This is a genomic window from Pseudomonas sp. HN2, from assembly GCF_020736465.1.
Classification (GTDB): domain Bacteria; phylum Pseudomonadota; class Gammaproteobacteria; order Pseudomonadales; family Pseudomonadaceae; genus Aquipseudomonas; species Aquipseudomonas moraviensis_A.
Map to the genome: position 1 here is coordinate 2540506 of NZ_CP085885.1, position 19166 is coordinate 2559671.

Below are 19166 nucleotides of genomic sequence, written 5' to 3' on the forward strand. Positions count from 1 at the left end.
GAAAAAAACCATGAGCAGTGTCGACGCAGATGACCAGCAAAAAACAGATTTTGTGGGACGACGGCGAGCGGGTACTTTCCCGTGAGCGCGGGTCGGGAGAGGGGAGCGTATTGGCGATGCGTCCGGCGCTGGGTCAGCCATTACCGGCGACCCTCGACCGACTGGCGCACGAATATAGCCTCAGGGAAGACCTCGATCCTGCCTGGGCCTTGCAGCCGACAGCTTTCGAGCGCGCGGGCAGGCGGGTCCGTCTGCTGTTCGACGATCCGGGCGGTGAGCCGATGTCGCGATTGCTGGTCGCACCACTGGATATCGAAACCTGTCTGGAAATGGCCACGAACATTGCCGAAGCGCTGGGCCATCTGCATCAGCGTGGTCTGGTGCACAAAGACTTGAAACCGCAGCACATCTTCGTCCATTGCCGAGATGGCGCGGCGCGCTTGACCGGCTTCGGCCTGGCTTCGCACTTGCCCCGAGAACGGCAGGCACCCACGCCGCCGGAGACCATCGCCGGCACGCTGGCCTACATGGCCCCGGAGCAGACCGGGCGGATGAACCGTTCGATCGATTCGCGCAGCGACCTGTATGCCTTTGGCGTGACCCTTTACCAGATGCTCACCGGCTCGCTGCCGTTCAGCGCCAATGAGCCGATGGAGTGGGTGCATTGCCACATCGCTCGGCTGCCGATGCCAGCGTGCGAGAGAGTGGCAACGGTGCCGCCGATGCTGTCGCGAGTGGTCATGAAGTTGCTGGCCAAGACCGCCGAGGACCGCTATCAGACCGCGGCCGGCGTCGAGCATGACTTGCGCCGTTGCCTCGACGACTGGCAACGGGCGCGGCAGATCGAGACGTTTACGCTGAACGAACAGGGCGCCCTCGAGCGTTTGCTGATCCCGGAAAAACTCTACGGCCGCGAACACGACGTGCAAACGTTGATCGATGCCTTCACCGGCGTGGTGCAAACAGGCGCTCCGGCGCTGGTGCTGGTTTCAGGGTACTCCGGCATCGGCAAATCGTCGGTGGTCAGTGAACTGCACAAAGTGCTGGTGCCGACCCGTGGTTTGTTCGCCGCCGGCAAGTTCGACCAGTACCAGCGCGACGTGCCTTATTCGACGCTGGTCCAGGCCTTTCAGGGGCTGGTGCGCACGCTGTTGGGCAAGCGCGCCGAAGTGCTGGCGCAATGGCGCGAAGCACTATTGCGGGCGCTGGAACCGAATGCGCGGCTGATCACCGACCTGATCCCCGAACTCAAGCTGATCATTGGTGAACCACCAGCCGTGCCAGAGCTGGAACCGCAGCAGGCGCAGCAACGGTTCCTGCTGGTCTTGCAGCGGTTCATCGGTGTGTTCGCCCAAGCCGAGCATCCGCTGGCGCTGTTCCTTGACGACCTGCAGTGGCTCGACGCGGCCACCCTCGATCTGCTCGAAAACTTGCTGACCCGTGCCGAGATTCCTCATCTGCTGCTGGTAGGCGCCTATCGCGACAACGAGGTGGATCGCGATCATCCACTCAGCCGTACCCTCAACACGCTGTGTAGCGCTGGCGTGCAGATTGACGAGATTCGCCTCGCACCCCTGGCCGGCGCGCACATCGAACAACTGATCAGCGAGTCGCTGCGCTGCCCGCCGGCGAGCATCGTCGCGCTGGCGCGGCTGGTGCTGGACAAGACTGCCGGCAATCCATTTTTCGTCATCCAGTTTCTCCACGCCCTGGCCGAGGAAAAGCTGCTGATCTACGAACCTGAGCGCAATCGCTGGCGTTGGGATGTGCACCTGATCAACGGCAAGGGCTATACCGACAATGTCGTCGATTTGATGGTTGGCAAACTGGCGCGGCTGCCACTGCAAACGCGCCAGGCGCTGCAACAACTCGCCTGTCTGGGTAACGTTGCACGTTTCGACACGCTGGCGACTGTCCTCGGTGTGCCGGTGCCTCACGTCCACTCGGCGGTATGGCCGGCAGTGCGGCTGGAACTGGTCGAGCGTCAGGACGGTGTCTACCGGTTTGTGCATGACCGCATCCATGAAGCGGCGTATTCGCTGATCGCTGAGACCGAACGGGCGCAAATGCATCTGCGCATCGGCCGGCTGCTCGCGCTGCAAACCCAGGGTGAGCGGCGCGAGGAAGCGATCTTCGAAATTGTTGGCCAGCTCAATCGCGGCGCGCACCTGATCAGCTTGCGCGCCGAACGTGAGCAACTTGCCGAATTCAACCTGCTCGCTGGTCAGCGCGCGAAGGCCTCGACCGCCTACACCTCGGCGCTGACCTACCTGGGGGCCGGGGCGGAGTTGTTGGGCGAGCAGGGCTATGACAGTCGGCATGAACTGGGTTTTGCGCTGGAGCTGAACCGCGCCGAATGCGAGTTTCTCACTGGCCAACTGGCGCAGGCCGACACGCGCCTGGCCGCATTGGCCGAGCGCGCCGTGACCACCGTCGAGCGCGCGGCGGTGGCGTGCCTGCAAATGGATGTCTATCTGCTGCTCGATCGCAGTGACCGTGCGGTGGCAGTATGTCTGGCCTATCTGCGTCGGGTCGGCATCGATTGGCCAGCGCATCCGAACGATGCCCAGGTGCGCTACGAATATCAGCAGGTCTGGACCAACCTGCGCGGGCGCACCATTGAGCAGATGATCGACTTGCCGTCAATGGAAGACCCCGCCGCACGGGTGACCCTCGATGCGCTGGGCAAACTCTTCGCGCCGGCTGTGCAATCGAACTTGAACCTCGCCAGCCTGACCATCTGCAAAGCGATCAGCCTGAGCCTGCAATATGGCAACTGCGACGCTTCCTGCTTGCTCTACGCCAACTTCGGACGCGTGTCGGGCCCACGTTTTGGCGACTATGCCGCCGGTTATCGGTTTGGCCGCCTGGGCTGCGATCTGGTTGATCGACGCGGCCTCACGCGTTACGAGGCGAGCACCTATCTGTGCTTTTCGATCTTCGTGGTGCGCTGGATGCGGCCCGTACGCGAGTGCCGCGAACTGCTGCGTCGGGCGCTCAACGCGGCCCATCGCACCGGGGATCTGCCGTATGCGGCGTTTGCCGGTAACAGCCTGATTTCCGATCTGCTATTTATCGGCGAGCCGTTGGCAGAGGTGCAGGCGCAAACCGAATCAGGCCTGGGCTATGCAGAGAAGGTCGGTTTCGGTCTGGTGGCCGATTTCATGCGCTGCCAGTTGGCGCTGATCCTCATGCTGCGTGGACAGACGCCGCAGTTTGGCTGTCTCACCGACGACGGATTCGACGAGACAGCTGTCGAGGCGCATTTGACCAGCTCGCCGGACCTGGCGCTGGCACGCGGCAAGTATTGGGTGCGCAAGTTGCAGGCGCGCTATCTGGCGGGGGATTACGCGGGCGCCGCTGAATGCGCGACCCAAGTTCAGGGATTGTTGTGGGTGATTTCGGCATTTTTCGAGGAGGCCGAATACCATTTTTATGCGGCGCTGACCTTGGCCGCTCACGGCGAAACCGATGTCGATGCGTTGCAGCGCCTGGGCCAACACCACGCGCAATTGCAGACGTGGGCGCGCTTGTGTGCGGAAACCTTCGCCAGTCAGGTGGCGCTGGTCACGGCGGAAATGGCGCGCGTAACTGGCCAGTTACTTGAGGCCGAATCGCTGTACGAACAGGCCATTCAATTGGCCCAGGACAACGATTTGGTCCATATCGAGGCGCTGGCCAACGAACTGGCCGCGCAGTTCTATCGTGCTCGCGGTCTTGCCAAGATCGCCCGTGTTTATCTGCGTGACGCGCGTTATGCCTATGTGCGTTGGGGCGCCGATGGCAAGGTGCGGGAGCTGGATCGCAAACATCGTTTTCTGCGCTCCGAAGTCGCGCAGCCCGAGCCGACCGCCACCCTCGTCACGGCGGTTGAACACCTGGATCTGACGACGGTGCTCAAGGTCTCTCAAGCAGTCTCCGGCGAAATCGTCCTCGACCGCTTGATTGAAACGATCATGCGCACCGCGATCGAACAGGCCGGAGCCGAACAGGGCTTGCTCATCCTGCTCAATGCCGACACACCGTATATCGCCGCGCAAACCCGCATCGGCGACGATGCCACGCAGCTGTGCAACGAGCCGTTGCACGCGGTGGCGCTGGCCGAGTCGGTGCTGTATCAGACGCTGCGCACCGGCGTCCACCTGTGCCTGGACGACGCCGCGGCCGATCCGCTGTTCGTCGCTGATCCGTACATCCAGCAGCGTGGCGCGCGCTCGATCCTGTGCCTGGCGCTGATGAACCAGGCGCGGGTGGTCGGGGCGTTGTATCTGGAAAACAACCTGTCCGCCGGGGTGTTCAGCCCCGCGCGTCTGGCCGTGCTGCGGCTGGTGGCGTCGCAGGCAGCGATCTCGCTGGACAACGCGCGCCTGTACCGCGACCTCGCCGAGCGCGAAGCGAAGATCCGTCGGCTGGTCGATGCGAACATCATCGGCATCATCGTGTGGAGCGCGGAGGGCAAAATCATCGAGGCCAACGACGCGTTCCTGCGCATGGTCGGTTACGCCCGTGATGAGCTGCTATCGGGCCTCGTACACTGGCGCGACATGACCCCGCCGTCGATGCGCGCCAACAGCGACGCCGCACTGGCAACCGCCATCCGCACCGGCCGCGCGCAGCCATTCGAAAAGGAATACATCCGCAAGGACGGCAGTCGGCTGCCGGTGATCGTCGGTCTGGCTGCATTCGAAGCCAGTCAGCAGCAGGGCCTGGCCTTCGTGCTGGATATCAGCGAACGCAAGCTCGCCGAAGAGCAAGTGCGCGAAGGCGAGCGCCGTTATCGCCAGGTGCAAACGGAACTGGCCCACGCCAATCGCGTGGCAACCATGGGCCAGTTGGCGGCGTCGATCGCTCACGAAGTCAATCAACCGATCGCCGCCACGGTCACCAATGCCAACGCCGCGCTACGCTGGCTCGGTGCGCAGCCGCCGAACCTCGACGAGGTGGAGCAGGGCCTGCGGCATATCATTGTCGATGGCAACCGGGCGGCAGACGTTCTCGGACGCATCCGCGCGCTGATTCACAAAACCCCACCGCAGCGCCAGCCTGTCAGCCTCAATCCACTGATCGAAGAAATGGTCGGTTTCAGCCGTGGCGAAGCGCTCAAGCACGGCGCCGAGGTCAGCGTTGAGCTGGCGGCAGATTTGCCTTTAGTAGTGGCGGACAGGGTCGAACTGCAGCAGGTGTTGCTCAATCTGATCATCAACAGCCTCGAAGCCATGACGATCATGGCAGAGGGGCAGCGACGTCTGCTGATTCGCAGTGAAGCGCTGGGCGATAACGTGCACATCAGCGTCAGCGATTCGGGGCCAGGCTTTGCCTGCGAGCGGGCGGAGCAAGTGTTCACAGCGTTCTACACGACCAAATCCACCGGGCTGGGCATGGGCCTGTCGATTTGCCGCACGATCATTGAAGGACACGGCGGCAAATTGTGGGCCGAGCGCAATGAGCCGAGCGGGGCGCGGGTGGTGTTTGGCTTGCCGCGTTGTGAATGAACATGATCAACAGCCAGGCTACCCGGGCATTGAGCCCGGGTGTTTCTGTCGGTGAGTTCAGGCCACCGGAATAGGATTTTCCAACAGCGACAGGTTGAACTGCTCGATCAGCCCGTGCTCGTTCGCGCCCTGGTTGGCTCGCAGCGGCAAGACTCGGTCAACCAGCACTTCGGTGGTGGCGGTTTCCAGCTTGATCAGGGTTTCCTCGATAAACTCGCCCAGCGGCATGGCGCGCTCGTCGCCGCTCTTGTGAATCAGGTCGGTATCAACCCAAGGTGGCGCGATTTCCAGGACCTTGACGCTGGTGTCGCGCAGCATGAAACGCTGCGACAGCGAGTAGGAATGGATAGCCGCTTTGGTCGCCGAATACAGCGCCGTGGTCGCCAGCGGCAGGTAGGCCAGCACCGAGCTGTTGTTGATGATGTAGGCCTCGGGCTGACGCTTGAGGTGTTCGACGAACGCCGCGCTGATGCGCACTGGGCCGAGCAGGTTGGTCTGCAACAGACCGACGGCCTGCGCATCGTCGTAGTCGCCGGAACCCGCGTTGTCGAAGGGCATGATCCCGGCGTTGTTGATGATCACGTTCAACGACGGATGGCGGCGGATGACTTCGGCGGCGACTTCCTTGATCTGCTGCGCATCGTTGATGTCCAGCTGCACGGTGTCGATGCCCCGATTCGCTTGGGCAATCTCTGCCAGCAGGGCCTGGCGACGACCAGCGATGATGACCTTGTTGCCGCGCTGATGCAGGGCCTCGGCCAATGCGCGGCCGATGCCGGAAGTGCCGCCGGTGATGAAGATCGTGTTGGCTTCAAGTTTCATGAGCTGCGTCCCGCAAGTGGATTGATTGGTATGGGAACCATGATGGAGAAAACCTGATCCGACCTGAATGACGTATGTGGTAGTGTTTCAGGACATTCAACAAACGGAGCGCGACCGTGCATCGAGTCGGCTATCTGCTCACGGAAGGTTTTCAGGTCATGGCGCTGGCGACCCAGTCGGTGTTCGAGTTCGCGAACATCGTCACCGGCAAAGCCGTGTACAAGGTGCAGAACTTTTCCCAGACCGGCGGGATTGTCAGCTCGTCGCTGGGCTTGCACGTCGATACGTTGCCACTGACGCAGGCGGGGCTGGCCGACAGTTGGCTGGTGGCTGGCACGCTGACACCGCTGACGCCGCCGGATGCCGACGTGCTGCACAGCGTGCGCGGGCTCGCCGACGGCGCACGCCGCGTGGCCGGCATCTGCACCGGCTCGTTCGTACTGGCGCAGGCCGGAGTGCTGGATAACCGCCACGTGACCACGCACTGGGCGTTCGCCCCGGCGCTGCGCAGGATGCATCCGTCGGTGAATGTCGAGGACGACCGCATCTTCATCATCGACGGCCCGGTGTGGACATCGGCGGGCATGACCGCTGGTGTCGACATGGCGCTGGGTATGGTCGAGAAGGATCTGGGCAGCGAAATCGCCCGCTCGGTCGCCCATCGACTGGTGATGCATCAGCGTAGGTCTGGAGGCCAGTCGCAGCATTCGGAACTGCTGTCGCTGTCACCCAAATCCGATCGCATTCAGAGTGCGCTGGATTACGCGCGCAAGCACCTCAATCGCCCGCTGAGCGTCGAAGAACTGGCCGAAGTGGTGCACCTGAGTCCGCGGCAATTCACCCGGGTTTTCACCGCCGAAACCGGTCAGTCACCAGCCAAGGCGATTGAGAGCCTAAGGCTGGAAGCGGCGCGGTTGCTGATCGAGCAAAGCAGTCACAGTCTGGATGTGGTCGCCAGGGAAACCGGGTTTCGTGACCGTCGGCACATGCGCGAGGTGTTCATGCGCGGCTTTGGCGTGCCGCCGCAGGCGGTACGGCGGGATTCGCGGCGGATGGTATGACGTGACCAGTGTCTACGAAAAAATATTGAGCCCCATCCTGCCTATCAGGAATACGAGCAGTATCAGGAAAAAAACTCTGATGAAACTGCTTCCATAACGTAATGCCAAGAAGACACCGGTCAGTGCGCCGGCCATATTGCATAAAGCAACTATGCCGCCAATCGCCCACAAGACATTACCGGAGGGGATAAAAAATATGAGCGCAGCGCTGAACGTCCCCAGATTGACCAGTTTTGCAGAGGCTGATGCATTGAGGAAATCAAAGCCAAAGACCTTGACGAAGATAAACAGCAGCAGGCTGCCACTGCCCGGGCCGAAGACACCATCGTAGAAACCGATCAGGCTGCCAAAGAAAACTCCAAGGCAAATGTCTTTCTTTCCGAAGTGGCGGTCTTTGCCTGCCAAACCAAGTTTTTTTTCCATAAACGTGTAGATAGCCATGACTATCAATATGAAAAAGACAACGATCTCCATCAGTCTTTTAGGGACAAGGGATACTGAGAGAGCTCCGAGAAAAGAAAATAAAAAAGCGGCGAGCATGGTCGGAAGCATTAAATTCCAGCGGATTTTTATGCGCTTCAGGTAACCCGATATTGATGAAATATTGCCCGCCAGAACAGCCAGTTTATTGGTGCCGAAAATGGTGGCAAGGCTGTACTGGGGTAGAGCATGTAGAAGTGCGGGCACCTGTACCAGGCCTCCGCCCCCGACCGCAGCGTCTATCAGGCCACCACAAAACGCGAAGAAACCCAGTGCAAGAACAGCGTGTTCAACATCCATGCATTGAATCCTCGTAGAACTTCGATTTTTTGGGGGTGAAGGCATGGTTACTCATAGGGCGCAGGCGACGACCAGTCAGGAAAATAAACCTCATTGAGGGCATACAACAACTGATTTACATTGATTCGATTGTTCACTTTCAATGAGTATTGGGATGGAATTGTCGCAGCTCGTCATGTTCAAAAAGGTCGCTGATCGAGGCAGTATTATTCGTGCTTCTGAAGAGCTGCACTGTGTGCCGTCCAATATCACCAATCGAATCAGACTATTGGAGCGAGAACTCGGGGTTGATCTTTTTATAAGGAAAGGCAGGGGATTGATCATCAGCCCCTCCGGTCGGATTTTTCTCGGCTATACCAACAAAATCCTGTCTTTGTGCGAGGAGTCGCACCGAGCGCTTGATCCGTCGTCAGCGCCGTCGGGAGATCTCAGGATTGGTGCCATAGAATCGTCTGCTACGGGCAGATTACCCAAGCTGTTGTCCAGGTATCATCAACTTTACCCAGCAGTGCAGATGCAATTCAGCACTGGCGACTGGTCGCAATTATCCGCTGAGGTAGTCAGTCATAAACTGGATGGGGCAATCATTGCCGTGAGGCCGGAACACCCGAATATTGAGAGTATGGAGATCTATGAGGAGGATCTGGTCCTGATTGCTTCGCCGTCCGCAGGGCCGCTAAACCATCCAGAAGATTTGCATGGCGTGGATTTATTCATGTGGCCTGAAGGATGCCCCTACAGGAGGGCGTTGGTTGCCTGGCTGGAGCGGCACAACCTATCCAGCCGGATAACAAGCATAGCCAGTTATGGCACCATCCTTGGGTGCGTCAGTGCGGGCGCGGGGGTATCGTTGGTGCCGAAAGGGATATTTGAACAGTTCCAGCAAATCGGCGGTATTCAAGGATTCTTTTTCAAAGATCTAACGCCCGTGCAAAATTATTTTATCTGGAACAAGCACGTTGAATCTCATCGTGCAAAAGACAAGTTTGCCGATTTGCTCAAGGAAGAGTTCAAGGTTTGAGCAGTGAGCGGCAGTTGGCACTTTCCTGCAAAGCTCGCCTGCGCGAGTCATTCATCACAAGGGACTTGTCCGGATAGCGAATTGTGGGCGACGGAGTGAGGAAGCAGGGCAACGCCGGCGTCGCTGAGCTCTTACCGAGACGCCTGATAGGCTCTTGCAATCAAAGGCAATGGATTGAACAAATTGAATCTTGAAGCGCAACTGCGGGATCTTATTACTCGAGATCCCCTCCGGATGCACATCCTGCGCACAGTCAGGGATCTGAACTTGCCGGACAGCTGGGTTGCCGCCGGTTTTGTGCGCAGCCTGGTCTGGGATCATCTGCACCAGCGCGAACCCTCGCGATTGCCCGGGGACATTGATCTCATCTGGTTCGACAAAACACGTCACAGTGCGCAAACGGACTTCGCCTTGGAGGCCGAGCTTGCAACACGGTGCAGTGGCCTGAACTGGTCGGTGAAGAACCAGGCTCGCATGCACAAGCGAAACGCCGATGCACCTTATCAATCTTCTGCCGACGCCATGACCCGTTGGCCCGAGACAGCTACGGCGGTTGGGGTCAGGCTTGATCAGCAGGGTGCTATAGAGGTTTCGGCGCCGTTGGGACTGGAGGATTTGTTTGCGCTGAAAGTGCGACCAACCGCCCGATTTGAGAGTGATAGATACGCGGTGTTTGTGGAACGCGTTCAGTCGAAGAGATGGCTCGAGATTTGGCCGCGGTTGACGCTTGTTACGCAGGGTTGATATCCCAAGGGCAGCGAGCTGCCAGGCGACTTGGGTGGCCCAAACACCAGTGATCTTGGACTAGCCCCCAATCCTTGTAGGAGTGAGCCTGCTCGCGATGACCCCAGCCCATTCACCACCACATAAACAGAAAGCACCCAGCCCGTTTAAACAGTTATTCAAGACACAAGCAAACGGCTACAACGCCTTGCGCCATTCCCTACGACTACGCCAGAATCCGCCGGCTTGTGCGTCTAGGTCGCGGGTTCTATCGTCTGTCGGTCGCTGAAAAACAGCGATCGGGTTTGGTAGCCCGCCATAACTAGTCGCATCGCGCACCGTTCGCAGGCCTGCTTCAGGTCTCTGCTCAATGGTGGCCATGCGCAGGACACCTTCGGGTGTGCCGGTTCCTAGTTACCGGTCTACCAACCCGCGTATGGCCGCCACCTTCGTTTGGTAGCGAATGTGAAGGCTCCTTTTCCTAACTAGGAGTTTCACCATGTTCAAAGTCACACCCAATCCCCCAACCACCGACCCCGCATCGCCTTACGAATCCAGCGCCTCGAAAAAACTCCACGAAGCCGCCGAACGCGCCCTCGATCACTACCTCGGTCCGGCGGACATACTGGCCAGCACCAACATCCCGGAACAGATGTTTCTCGCCAATCCGAAATACGACACCGAATCCCTGCTGGCCAACGCCAGTGAATCCCTCGGCTCGGCTACCACCATGCTCTACGACTTCGCCGCGCTGCTCGACAACCCGCGCCGCAAGACGCTGCTGGGTATTGCCCAGGTCGTCATGCTCGGCGAAATCGCGGTAAATCAGGCTTTGGATAAAGTCGAAATAGCCAAATAACCCCAACCAAGCGACGAGAGCAAAGCCTCGTCGCAACCCGTAGTCGCACCATGGCTGGCACACCGCCACGGCTTGCACCACCCGGCCTCGACTGTCACCCTTCGGGCCGTTCTTCAAGGATCAGAACAAGGAATCAAGGATTGAGTGGCTACGTTCCAAACCCGCCGAAAAACTACCGCTACGAACAAGCCAAACCCGTCGACATACACGCCCAGCACTGGGCCGAGTATGAGAAACATGGGAAAGAGCCTGCGCGTGAGCCAGAGAAGATTGGCATCGCGTTGAGGATCGGGGTGTTCTTTGATGGCACGGGCAACAATGCCAATAACTCTGCTGCGGGGTTGTTGTGTGGTGCTCAGCATCCGATTGCGCCGGAGGATATTCCAGCTAGCTGTATGCCTTACATGAGTGATCCGGACAGTAGTTATGGTAACGATGTAAGCAATGTGAAAAAGCTGAGTGACCTGTACGACGCCATGCCTGGGGCAGTAGGAGAGGGCGCTCATAAGAGCGCTTCTCGCGTCGTTTATGTCGAGGGTATCGGAACGCGGTCCGGCGAAGAAGACAGCAAGTTCGGTGCAGGCACTGGTCGGGGAGAAACCGGTGTAGCCAACAGAGTCGAATCCACATTCCCGAGCATTCAACAAGCGATCAGCCGAGCTCTGATCGATAATCCAGGCAGTGAAATCACATCTTTGAAATTTGATGTGTTTGGCTTCAGTCGCGGCGCGGCTGCTGCGCGCCATTTTGCCAATGAGGTCGTCCGCACTAGCCGCGGCCCACTTGGCACTGTTCTAAGAAACCTGCCACGGGCTTTCAGTCCAAAATTCAACGACCAATACCAAGGCGACATCGATATAGGCTTCATTGGCTTGTTCGACACAGTCCCGTCGATAGCTGGTTGGTCCAATCTCGGAAACATCAAGAGCCCAATCGCGACCGGCATAAAACTCTATCTCGACCGTCGTTTCTTTACCGATGTCGTCCAACTATCAGCGCGCGATGAATGCAGGGCTAACTTCGCGCTGAGTCGTGTCAAAGCTGATCATTTGGAAATTACGCTACCCGGGGTACATTCGGATATCGGCGGAGGCTATCTCGAGAGCGCCGAAGAGTGTGTACTGGTAAGCCCCATGCAAACGCTCGTTGTGTCCTTGAGCACTGACGTCAAAGCGACTTCAATCTATCGCGATGCACTTGATGCACAAAGCCAATGGGTGGCCAAAGGTTGGCCTAAAGACATGCTGGAAATAGTAACGCCTGAAGCCTCATTCATCCCTGATGAACCACAAGATCGGCTCAGTCGTAATCAAAAGCGTGTTTACGCTGCTCTTCAGCTCAAGCGCCCGGTGAGCGGCATGCTGTCCAGGGTTTATCTGCGGCTGATGCATCGCTTGGCTAAAGAAAAGGGTGCTCGCTTCAACGACATTCCAGATACTCCTGATTTAACGATTCCGGCAGAGCTACAAGCCATGTGCGATAGATTTCTGGCTGGAAACTACAGCGTCACGCCGCAGGAGAACGAGTTGCTGAAATTGAAATACATTCACACATCCGCCAACTGGAACCATCCATTAGGACGAGCAGACGGAAGCGGAATAAAAGCTGTGTACATCAACGCACCAACTCAAGACTCCATCCGAGTGCAACATCCACACATACCTGACTGGACGCTTTGGTAATGAAGATTTTCGTGACCATCTTGCTTGCACTGTTTATGTCAGGCTGCCAATCCGCTGATCCGCTGTCCGCCGGTTCCGACCCCAAATCGGGTTCATGGGAGCTCGCATTCACCGAACCCTACTACATGAAGGTATGGGTTGAAGACAGCGCCGTTGAAGACATCAACGGCAAGCTATTCAGGCGCACCGGATCAGGAACAGCAGCGGGCGGTGAGCCGGAAACCGGTGAAGAGTCCGCGCGAGGCTGGCATGCGGTTGGCGCTGCTGCAAAACCGGTGATTGGTGCCGACTTGCCCAAGCGCATTTATGTGCGCTGGCAATCTATCGCTGAATCACAGACATATCGCGTCTGGATAGACGTACCGGAAGAAGCCAGACAGCTGATGTTGGCATCGGTTAATCAGAGGTGCCCCGAAACTCCGGATGAACAAGCCAGCTATAGCGCCTCCATTTATTTGGGCCTGGCTCCCGGAGGCGTGGTGCAGGTGTTTGTGCGCGATTCCTGTCACCGTCCCGTCAAAGTAGCCAGAGCCAAGGCTGAGATTGAGCCGTTGGGGCCTGGCCAAGGGAAGAACCAAGGGCGCTATGCCTATCCGGTCAGTGAAAAGACCAAACGGTATATCGACAAGTTCGGCATCCCGTACGGTAGTTGGTAAGTGCCGTGCCTTGGAATGCAACCACCCTAACAGGAGCGATTCTGCTGATCCGGTATCGAGCTGGCCGCGATAAGCAGGACTCACCAAACAAGAGTCCCGCCACCATAACCCCTCACACCTCAGCCTTCACCCCAACCTTCACCGCCGCTTTCCGATACGTCAGCAAAACAATCCCGCTCACCACAATCACGCCACCTACGATCTGCCCTCTGCTGAGCATCTGATCCAGCACAATCCAGCCCATCAACAATGTCGCCAACGGCTCAATGTTCATCACCGGTGCGTTGCGCGGCATGTCCAGTCGGGGTACGGAGATGAACAGGACGATAAAACCGGTGCCGTACAGCACGACCAGCGTGGCGAGGGCCAGCCAGCCGGTTGAGGTGGCGGGGAGGTTGAGTCCGCCGGGGAGGGCGCCGGTCAGTCCGGCCAGGTTGACGCTGCTGAAGACGATGAAGATGGTCAGCAGGCTGCGCACCGAGCCGCGCACTTGCGACAGTTTGTGATCGGTGATCCACAGCGCGCAGGCGAATACGCTGGCGGCGCAGAAGGCGAGTGCGACGCCCGTTAGCCATTCCGGGCCGACGCTGGCGCTGTCTGACAGACGTCCGGGGACGTCCAGCACGAACACCAGCCCGACAAGGATCAAGCCCATCAACATGGCGGTACGGGCGCTCGGTCGCGGGCCGCCCAGCGCCCAGGTCAGCAAGGCGAGCAGGATCGGAAATACGTTGGCTACCAGCAGCGCCAAAGCGACCGGCACCCGTGCGACAGCGGAGTACAGACACAGGCTCTGCGCCGTAATCAGCAGGCCCAACAACAATTGCCAGCGCCAGGCGCCCGCTGGCAGACGCAAACTCTGCCGTTGCCACAGCACCAGAATGGCCAGAACCAGCAAGGTCCCGCCAGAACGCATCAGGATCGCCAGCAGCACACCCGCGCCGTCATCAAAAGCCACCCGCGCCGCGACGTGGTTGCCGGCGAACGCACAACCCATGCACAACAGAATGATCACGGCGAGATAGCGAGGGAAGGGCGGCGGTACGGTTGGGGCAAATTCAGGGCGGGACATGGCAGATCTCAAAAATGATAGCCACTCAGGGTGGCTCAGGTTTTTATTATGTTGTCGTACAACTGCCCGATTTGTACCGTAATCGAGCAGGAGCGGCAAGCTTGAAAGGCTTGATAAAGCGCTTAGGCATGATGCTGATTAAGTTTAAGAGGTCGTATAACTTATTTACTAAGCCCGAGCGCCGAGTCGAGTCGCCCATCCATCCTCTCGAGCCTGACCCACCAGAAAATCCACAAAAGCCCGGGTTTTCGCCGGCAACAGCTTCTGACTGGAAAAATACAAATAGATCTGCCCCGCATCGACATACCATTCCGGCAAAACCCTCTCCAGCGTGCCGTCCTGCAGATACGGCAGCACATCCGGAACTGCCAACAGCGCAACCCCCAATCCCAGCCGTGCGCACTGACATAGCGCTTGCGGATCGTTGACCAACAGGCGCGGCGCCAACTCCAACGGTGCTCGTTGACCATCGGGCCCTTGCAGCATCCAGCTGCGCACCTTGCCGGTCTGCACCGAGCGCATGGCCAGGTGATCCAGCGTCGCCAGCTCTTCAATGCGCCGGATGCGCTTGTGTCCCGAGAGATATTCCTTCGATGCCACCAGAATCAAATGCGCCGGAGCGATGGCTCTGGCGACCACGCCCTGCGCCAGCTCGATGCCGCCGCCGATGGCCGCATCAAATCCATCCGCGATGAGATCGACCTGGCGATTATCGAGGTGCCATTCGGGAGTTATCGAAGGGTAACGTTTGAGAAATTCCGGCATCAGCGGCAACAGAAAATCCCTAGCGAACCCTGGCGCTGCGTTCAGACGCAGAACGCCTGAAGGCTCGCCAGCGTTGCCCGCGACATCGGCGATTGCCGCCTGAACGGTTTCCAGTCCCGAACCGACGTTGGCCAGAAAGCGCTCTCCAGCCTCGGTGAGGGTGAGTTTGCGTGTGCTGCGCTGGAACAAACGCACGCCGAGGTTGGCCTCCAGTTGCGCGACATTGCGGCTGACCGCCGCGGGCGTAAGGCCCAAGCGCCGCGCGGCGGCAGAGAAGCTGCCCGCCTCGGCGCTGCGCACGAATGACAGCAAATTACCTAGCGTTTCCATCTGCGCACCTTCAATGAATGATTGAAAGTGATTCTATTTGTCTTCCACTACTGGTGGAAGATCAAAAAGCGTCTCATAGCCTCACCAACTACTTGAGGAAAGAGACATGAACATCAGCATCATTGGTACAGGCTCCATCGGCACCGCCATCGCTCGGTTGCTCGTCAAGGCTGGCCTTTCGGTCAGCCTGGCCAATAGTCGTGGGCCGCAGAGCCTTGCCGATCTGGTCGGCGAATTGGGCCCACTCGCGCAAGCCGTAACTGCTCAGCAGGCGAGTCAGGCGGACATCGTCTTTCTGGCGGTGAACTGGTCGAAAATTCCCGATGCCGTGCGCGATCTCGGGCCTTGGGATGGGCGTATCGTGATCGACGCCAACAACCCGATCGAGGCGCCATTGTTCAAACCGGTCGATCTGGGCGGCCAGCCGTCTTCACAAGTGGTGGCGCAGATGCTGCCCGGCGCGCACGTGGTCAAGGCCTTCAATCATTTGCTCGCGGCTCTGCTGACCGATCCCACCACCGAGGGCGGCAAGCGTGTGCTGTTTTATTCCGGGGAGGATGCGGCCAGCAAAGCCAGGGTTGCAGAGCTGATAGACCGATTGGGTTTTTACGGCATCGATCTGGGCGGTGTGCAGCAGGGCGTGCTTGCGCAATTCCCGGGCGGACCGTTGCCGGCATTGAATCTCGTGAAACATGGCTGACGAATGAGTCCGGGAAGCACAAGGTGAGTAGGGCGGACGGGTCGCAGATCCTGATGTCCTGCCGCCCGTCGCCGACTGCGAATCGCCTCAATATCGCGCATTGACATATCTAAGAATCTCGATATCCTCGGCGCATGGAACTGATCGAAATCTTCAAAGCCCTCTCGAACCCGACGCGCCTCAAGATCCTTGAAGGCCTGAAGGATCCCGTCAAGAACTTCCCCCCGCAGGATGAGGGTGACGTTCTCGTCGAGGGTGTCTGCGTCAGCAGCATCCAGGAAGGTATCGGCCTGTCGCAGTCGACGGTGTCGAGTTATCTGGCCACGTTGCAGCGGGTGGGGCTGGTTGAAGTGCGGCGCATCGGTCAATGGACCTACTACAAACGCAATGAGGCTGCTATCAGCGCGCTTGCAGAGATCATAGGGAAAGAGCTGTAAATTTTTTTACCGCAGGATATCGAGAAATCCCGATATCCCTCTTTATCGATACGAGGTGTTTCCATGAAAGCGATGATTCTGAAATCTTTCGGCGGTCCTGATTCGTTCGAACTGAGCGACGTTCCAAAACCAGTTCCGCAAGCGGGCCAAGTGCTGGTCCGAGTGCACGCCACTTCCATCAATCCGCTGGATTATCAGGTTCGGCGCGGTGACTATCCCGATCTGGTGCCGCTGCCAGCCATTACCGGTCACGACGTATCGGGCGTGGTTGAAGCTGTCGGGCCGGGCGTCAGCGCCTTCGCGCCGGGCGACGAAGTCTGGTACACCCCGCAGATATTCGAGGGGCAGGGCAGTTATGCCGAGTATCACGTGGCGGCCGAAAGCATCATCGCCCGAAAGCCTTCCTCGCTGAGTCATCTCGAGGCGGCGAGTCTGAGTCTGGTCGGCGGTACGGTGTGGGAAGCGCTGACCGTGCGCGCTGTGCTGCGAGTCGGCGAAAGCATTCTGATCCACGGCGGCGCGGGCGGTGTCGGCCATGTGGCGATTCAGGTGGCGAAAGCCATGGGCGCCAGGGTGTTCACCACCGTGCGCGAGGCCAACGCCGACTTCGTCCGCAGCCTGGGCGCCGACGTGGTGATCGATTACACCCAAGAGGATTACGTTGAAGCGATCATGCGCGAAACCGCCGGGCATGGCGTTGATGTGGTGTTCGACACCATCGGTGGCGATACCCTGTCTCGCAGTGCCGACGTGCTCGCTCAGCTTGGCCGCGTCGTCTCGATCGTCGACATCGCGCAGCCACAAAACCTCGTCCAGGCCTGGGGCAAGAACGCCAGCTATCACTTCGTCTTTACCCGGCAGAACCGCGGCAAGCTCGATGAACTGACCGCGCTGGTCGAACGCGGCCAGCTGCGGCCGCATGTTGGCGCCGTCTATTCGCTCGCCGACATCCCGCTCGCCCACGCAAGACTGGAGAGTGCCAACAACGGACTCATAGGAAAAATCGCCATCGCCGTTGAGCCTTCGCTCATCGTCTGAACGCGTTCAACTCATTCTGGAGAAACGTCATGGTTTATGAAATCGCAGTCCTGCCGGTTCACCCGCAACAGACTGAAGCCTTCCGACGCGCATTTGCCGAAGTCGAACCGTTGCTCACCCGCGCCAAGGGATACGGCGGGCACTTGCTGGCGCAAGGTATCGAAACGCCCGAGCAATTCAATTTGATCGTGCGCTGGCGCTCGCTTGAGGATCACTCTCCGGGGTTTGAGGAGAGTGAAGACCACCAGCGGTTCATGCTGGGGCTGGAGGATTATTTTTCCGCAGAACCGAAGGTCTACCACATTGAGGGTGGTGCTTTTCCGGATGGCGACTTGAGCGTTCCGGGCAGCAGCGCAAGCACAGGTAGTCAAGTGTTCTGATGGCTTTCGTCACAAGCGGCTGTTGCCGATTTTCCTCCGGCGTTGAACCACCGCATTGATGGTAGGCTGCACGAGGTCAGCCGTACCTTCTGTACTCCTGAGTTTGTTCTTTCACTGTCTGCGCCGGCTCGCCTGTCGGCGCAGATGGATTTCCTCTATGGACTACAGCCATGCGCCTGCCAGATTTCATTCTCGAAAACCTAGAGCCGATCCTGCAGGCCTGGGAAGATTTCGCCCGCACCATCGAGACACCCGGTGCGGAGCTCGATAACGTTGCGTTGCGCGATCACGCCGAGCAGATGTTGCGCGCCATCGTTATCGATCTGCGCACCCGGCAGACGGTTAGCGAGCAATTGGCGAAGGCCCAAGGCCATGCGCCGCGAATTGATGAGGAAACGGCTGCGGAAACCCACGCCGTGACGCGGTTGATGGCCGGTTTCACCATTGATCAGATGGTTTCCGAATACCGCGCGCTACGCACCAGTGTGCTGAGCCAGTGGCTGCGTCAGGTCAAGGATGGCAAATCGGTGAATGTCGACGACATGACGCGTTTTCACGAAGCCATCGATCAGGCGCTGGCCGAGTCGATTGCCAGCTATTCACGCGCGGTTGAGGCTTCGCGCAATGTGTTTCTGGGAATTCTCGGCCACGACTTGCGCACGCCGCTGGGAGCGATTCTGCTCGGTGCCGACAGGCTGCGCCGTACGGAATCCACCGACCCGCATACCGGCAAAGTGGCCCGGCAGATCTACGCCAGCGTGCAGCGCGCCACTCAGATCGTTGGCGACCTGCTCGATCTCACGCGGTGCCAGATGGGCCCGGGCATTCCAGTGAAAAAAGCCCCGATCGATCTCAGCCCGTTGTGCGAGCGGGTTATCGAGGAAATCCGCGCCTTTCACCCGCAGGCCAACGTTGTGTTCGACGCGAAGGAGCCGGTGATGGGTGCGTTCGATGGCGCCAGGATGGAACAGGTCTTTTCCAACATCATCAGCAATGCGGTGACCCACGGCGACAATCAGTTTCCGGTCACGGTCGAGTTGCAGGCGTTGGAGGAGGGTGCGGTCTTTACGGTGCACAACGGCGGTGAGCCGATCCCGGAGGATGTACTGCCGTTCATTTTCAACCCAATGGGGCGTTTCTCTCAGCGCTCCGTGGTGGATCACGGGCCCGTCGCTGGGCTTGGACTCGGCCTGTTTATCGCCTCGGAAATCGTCGCCTCGCATGCCGGCTCGATTGAAGTGAGCTCTGATCTGCCAGGCGGAACCGTATTTCGCGTCAAGCTTCCGGTGGATGCCGAAAGCCCCTTCACCCTGTAGGCAAATCGATGAAGGGCCGGCTCCGGCCCTCC

General features: G+C 59.0%; 16 protein-coding genes. 12 read left to right on the top strand and 4 right to left on the bottom strand.

Annotated features, from left to right (window positions below; genetic code table 11):
* Positions 1–29 precede the first annotated feature (29 nt).
* Entirely contained in the window at positions 30–5492 is a 5463-nt protein-coding gene (locus tag LIS66_RS11170) for an ATP-binding sensor histidine kinase (RefSeq protein ID WP_227974267.1), read from the top strand.
* A 57-nt stretch (positions 5493–5549) separates the two neighbouring features.
* Here the strand turns inward: LIS66_RS11170 and LIS66_RS11175 are convergent, their stop codons facing one another.
* On the bottom strand, positions 5550–6314 hold the full coding sequence (locus tag LIS66_RS11175) for an SDR family oxidoreductase (RefSeq protein WP_065617072.1): 765 nt from the start codon (positions 6312–6314) through the stop codon (positions 5550–5552).
* A 116-nt stretch (positions 6315–6430) separates the two neighbouring features.
* Between LIS66_RS11175 and LIS66_RS11180 the strand changes: the two genes are divergently transcribed.
* Positions 6431–7375 carry a GlxA family transcriptional regulator gene (locus LIS66_RS11180; protein ID WP_227974268.1) on the top strand — a complete coding sequence of 315 codons (945 nt, stop codon included), beginning with the start codon at positions 6431–6433 and terminating at the stop codon, positions 7373–7375.
* A gap of 12 nt (positions 7376–7387) precedes the next feature.
* Here the strand turns inward: LIS66_RS11180 and LIS66_RS11185 are convergent, their stop codons facing one another.
* The gene (locus tag LIS66_RS11185) at positions 7388–8155 is read right to left on the bottom strand and encodes a sulfite exporter TauE/SafE family protein (RefSeq protein ID WP_042609637.1); all 768 of its coding nucleotides are present in this window, start codon (positions 8153–8155) and stop codon (positions 7388–7390) included.
* A 154-nt stretch (positions 8156–8309) separates the two neighbouring features.
* On the opposite strand from LIS66_RS11185, the gene LIS66_RS11190 reads away from it, so the two are divergent.
* From LIS66_RS11190 to LIS66_RS11210, 5 genes are all read left to right on the top strand, one after another.
* The gene (locus tag LIS66_RS11190) at positions 8310–9176 is read left to right on the top strand and encodes a LysR family transcriptional regulator (RefSeq protein ID WP_227974269.1); all 867 of its coding nucleotides are present in this window, start codon (positions 8310–8312) and stop codon (positions 9174–9176) included.
* A gap of 183 nt (positions 9177–9359) precedes the next feature.
* Complete coding sequence (locus LIS66_RS11195) at positions 9360–9920, top strand: nucleotidyltransferase family protein (RefSeq protein WP_152972329.1); 561 nt, start codon at positions 9360–9362, stop codon at positions 9918–9920.
* 478 nt (positions 9921–10398) lie between these two features.
* Entirely contained in the window at positions 10399–10758 is a 360-nt protein-coding gene (locus LIS66_RS11200) for a DUF6124 family protein (protein WP_042609640.1), read from the top strand.
* 140 nt (positions 10759–10898) lie between these two features.
* Positions 10899–12440: a T6SS phospholipase effector Tle1-like catalytic domain-containing protein gene (locus LIS66_RS11205; protein WP_227974270.1), complete on the top strand. Its 1542-nt coding sequence runs from the start codon at positions 10899–10901 to the stop codon at positions 12438–12440.
* Positions 12440–13096, top strand: coding sequence for a DUF2931 family protein (locus LIS66_RS11210; protein WP_042609642.1), 657 nt, complete (start codon positions 12440–12442; stop codon positions 13094–13096). The genes LIS66_RS11205 and LIS66_RS11210 overlap by 1 nt, the downstream gene beginning before the upstream one ends.
* Before the next feature lie 112 nt (positions 13097–13208).
* Here LIS66_RS11210 and LIS66_RS11215 read toward each other — a convergent pair whose 3' ends face one another.
* Together LIS66_RS11215 and LIS66_RS11220 are read right to left on the bottom strand one after the other, a co-directional pair.
* Positions 13209–14168, bottom strand: coding sequence for an EamA family transporter (locus LIS66_RS11215; RefSeq protein ID WP_227974271.1), 960 nt, complete (start codon positions 14166–14168; stop codon positions 13209–13211).
* A gap of 168 nt (positions 14169–14336) precedes the next feature.
* Complete coding sequence (locus LIS66_RS11220; protein ID WP_227974272.1) at positions 14337–15263, bottom strand: LysR family transcriptional regulator; 927 nt, start codon at positions 15261–15263, stop codon at positions 14337–14339.
* Positions 15264–15369: 106 nt separating this feature from the next.
* On the opposite strand from LIS66_RS11220, the gene LIS66_RS11225 reads away from it, so the two are divergent.
* From LIS66_RS11225 to LIS66_RS11245, 5 genes are all read left to right on the top strand, one after another.
* On the top strand, positions 15370–15963 hold the full coding sequence (locus LIS66_RS11225) for an NADPH-dependent F420 reductase (RefSeq protein WP_227974273.1): 594 nt from the start codon (positions 15370–15372) through the stop codon (positions 15961–15963).
* A gap of 134 nt (positions 15964–16097) precedes the next feature.
* Complete coding sequence (locus LIS66_RS11230) at positions 16098–16400, top strand: ArsR/SmtB family transcription factor (protein ID WP_024012559.1); 303 nt, start codon at positions 16098–16100, stop codon at positions 16398–16400.
* A gap of 63 nt (positions 16401–16463) precedes the next feature.
* Complete coding sequence (locus tag LIS66_RS11235; protein ID WP_227974274.1) at positions 16464–17438, top strand: zinc-dependent alcohol dehydrogenase family protein; 975 nt, start codon at positions 16464–16466, stop codon at positions 17436–17438.
* Between the two features lie 29 nt (positions 17439–17467).
* Positions 17468–17818, top strand: a complete 351-nt coding sequence (locus LIS66_RS11240; protein WP_083353033.1) for an antibiotic biosynthesis monooxygenase family protein — start codon at positions 17468–17470, stop codon at positions 17816–17818.
* Positions 17819–17988: 170 nt separating this feature from the next.
* A complete protein-coding gene (locus LIS66_RS11245) occupies positions 17989–19134 on the top strand; it encodes a sensor histidine kinase (RefSeq protein WP_042609648.1) in 1146 nt (381 codons plus the stop codon).
* Positions 19135–19166 lie beyond the last annotated feature (32 nt).